The sequence below is a fragment of the Bacteroidota bacterium genome (assembly GCA_013696965.1).
GTDB lineage: Bacteria > Bacteroidota > Bacteroidia > JACCXN01 > JACCXN01 > JACCXN01.
Map to the genome: position 1 here is coordinate 1 of JACCXN010000078.1, position 3,164 is coordinate 3,164.

Below are 3,164 nucleotides of genomic sequence, written 5' to 3' on the forward strand. Positions count from 1 at the left end.
CACTTCTCGACCCAGAAAATGTTAACTTGAAAAGGAAGGAAGTTGGATTAAATACAATAGAAGAATATATTAAAATAATGAATGACCGCTATTATGGAACAATTACAAAATAAAAGCCTTCCGCCAACACTGCATACCCTCAAGTGGGGTGCTTGGTGCATTTTGAAAAGTCATTACTTTCTATTATCTTTCGCTGCTCGGTGGACAGAAACGCTGCAAACCAGCCCCACCTGCGGGTATGCGGGCAGTTCCCGCTTGTAATTGAGCCTTACTGAACGGATAAGTATTAAATCCAACATAATCAATATAATATCCATTTGCGCCCGAACCTGTAATATTATCCACACCTCCCAGAAAAGAAGCATATTTGGGATAATCATAATAAGACAAACATGGCCCAATTATCTTTATTCCTGATTGCCCGAGTGCTCCTTTCATAGCTGTTGAAACTTTTTTAATATATTCCGCAATTGTTGCATTGGAATTGTATGGGCTAGAATAAGCATCATTAGGTTCATTGCCAATTTCCCAGTAAATAATATTTCTTGCCTTATTAACATTTATTTCATGAACAATACTCGAATCATTGATTGCATTTTGGCTTATGGATTGATCAGTTCTTATAGGAACCTGTATTATCGGTTCAAATCCCCTGGCCCTGATAGTATCTATTATTTCTAATAATACAGGGTTAGACCACATAGTGGATCCGTCATAAGCTTTGCCTCCTATGCGAATATATTTTACACCACTTGCTTTGATATCTGTCCAATAACTTTCTAATTGCCCACCATGTCCTAAAGATGGCATCCAATAATTTTGAGCATAGAATAGTTGGGAAATAGGCTGCTGCGCTAAAATTTCTTTTGCAAGCCCTGTTAATCCTATGAAAATCAGAAAGTAGATAGTTTTTTTCATGCTTTGGGGTTTTATTTGAGGAAATAAATATACAATATTAAATCTCACTTCCAACGAATATCGAACATTTTATAACATTCAGCTATTAAATACAGCTTTTTAGCCTTTTTTTACCGAACCGAATATTAAGGCAATATTTTTGAGTATTAAAAGTGTAATTCTTAAACAAATGCGTATTCTCCTTTTTATATATTTTCTATTGTTATACGTTTCATCAGCGCATGCTCAGCCTTCCTTTGAATGGGCAAGGAATAAAAGTTTTTCGCTAAATAGTTACGGATGGTCCATTTCAAATTCTAAGGATAATGAGGTATTTGTATCCGGCAGTTTTACCGGGCCATATCATCATCCTGATTCTACCGATATCGGCGGCTTTATTTTAAAATACGATAGCGCAGGCAATTTAAAATGGCAGAAAATATTTTATTCAAAGCATAAAGCTATCAGGGTAATAAATACAGTGGACAAAGCTGGGAATGTTTTTGTTACTGGAAATTTTAATGGCAATATGCAATATGAAAATAGTATGTTTACAGGCGGAGGCATGTATTTTATGAAATATGACCCGAATGGAAATTTATTATTCAGTAAACGACCATGCTTACAAGCTGTACCTTACGAAATTTGCATTAATCAAAATGATGAGATTTATATTGCCGGATACTGTTGGAGAGATTCTTTATTTGAAGGGCATACGATGCAAAAAGAAGCATTTATAGCCAAATATTCATCTGATGGCACTTTTTTATGGGTGAAAGAATTTTTTTGCCCTACTACTTCAGAAACTAATTTTGACATGTGTCTTGATAAAGATGGAAATATTTATACAACTGGAGATTTTTATGGTTTTCCATACATTACTGATTCAGTTCAAATAGCGACTTCAGGAAATGCAGATGGATATATCATCAAATATGATCCTAACGCCAATTTAAAGTGGGTTAAGACTATAAAGGGATTAGACCATGAACAGCCTAAAGCCATTCGAGTAAATAACAAAGGAGAAATCTTTATTGGCGGGAATTATGGCGCTTATGAAGGTTCCTCTGTTTCATGTTTTGATACGATAAGTGTTACTTCCCCTATGAATTGCTCAAGTGATCTTTTTGTGGCTAAATATGATTCTCTCGGCAATTGCCAATGGGTGAAAACTGCTGGAAGTAATGGTGTAGATATACTACGTGGGCTATATGCAGATAATAACGGAAATGTATTTGCTACAGGTTGCTTCGCTTCCTATGGAGGAGGTAATGCAGTATTCGATACTCAAACTATCTATTCAACAAACCCATACGGACCTGATATGTTCTTAGCAAATTACAACACAGATGGTAATTTAAAATGGGTGAAAGGTTCCTCTGGTGGTGGAGGTCATGGCATAGATTTAGTTGGAAACAATCGCAGTGATCTTTATGTTACCGGAGCGTTTGGAGGAAATTTTAATTTTGGTTCTTTTTCATTGATAGGTAACGATCAAGTATTTCTATTCAAGATCAAGTACGATACCGCTCAAGCATCCATTGATGTTAATGAATTATCAGGTTATCCATTTGCTTCATTGCTAGTTTATCCAAATCCAACCAATGGGGCTTTTCATATAAACTATAGTACAACTGAAAAAAGTAAGTTTAAATTAAATGTGGTAAATTTAAGAGGACAAGTAATTTATACTGAAACAATTTCTCATTTTGAAGGAGAGTACCATAAAACGTTTGATCTCGGAAAGCATTCCGAAGGAATTTATTTTATTGAAATTTTTAACGGAAAAAATAAAGTGGTCAAGAGAATTGTTTTAAAATAAAAAACAGATTGGATGGCAATATGATGCATTTTCCACTTTTTTAAAATTGTTTACTTTTAACAATCTTTTGTAGCGGCTCTCCAATTTTGTCGTTTTGTGATTTTTAATCCAATTCTTCGGTAAGATGCAAACCATTATAAAACCAAATTATTAATCCAACGTATCAACTTTAAAAGGGGAAATCAGCTCTTTGAATTTTGCCAAAGTGTGATGAATAGTGGGTTTGAGACAAAATGAAATGACGGAGATTTGAAGCTAATTAATAATGCAATAAACATTTAAAATGCATAGAAAATTTACTTATTGCAGCTGACAACGTGTCTTGTCCTGAAATAGGTTTACACTAAAAAAGTGTAAAATGGACAAAAAAATCATTCAAAAATCGAATAGACTTTTCAGCGAGTCGGAGAAACATGAAATTATAAAAGAGCTGTTTGCAAACCAA

The 3,164-nt window shown here is 34.3% G+C and carries 2 protein-coding genes; one reads left to right on the forward strand and one right to left on the reverse strand.

The window, feature by feature from the left end:
- Nucleotides 1–183 precede the first annotated feature (183 nt).
- Nucleotides 184–918: a hypothetical protein gene (locus H0V01_11525; GenBank protein MBA2584001.1), complete on the reverse strand. Its 735-nt coding sequence runs from the start codon at nucleotides 916–918 to the stop codon at nucleotides 184–186.
- Nucleotides 919–1,087: 169 nt separating this feature from the next.
- On the opposite strand from H0V01_11525, the gene H0V01_11530 reads away from it, so the two are divergent.
- Nucleotides 1,088–2,719 carry a T9SS type A sorting domain-containing protein gene (locus H0V01_11530; protein MBA2584002.1) on the forward strand — a complete coding sequence of 544 codons (1,632 nt, stop codon included), beginning with the start codon at nucleotides 1,088–1,090 and terminating at the stop codon, nucleotides 2,717–2,719.
- Nucleotides 2,720–3,164: the final 445 nt, after the last annotated feature.

Excerpts from the sequence above, each read along its gene's own strand:
- H0V01_11530 (MBA2584002.1), top strand. The coding sequence starts at position 1,088 with ATGCGTATTCTCCTTTTTATATATTTTCTATTGTTATACGTTTCATCA.
- H0V01_11525 (MBA2584001.1), bottom strand. The coding sequence starts at position 918 with ATGAAAAAAACTATCTACTTTCTGATTTTCATAGGATTAACAGGGCTT.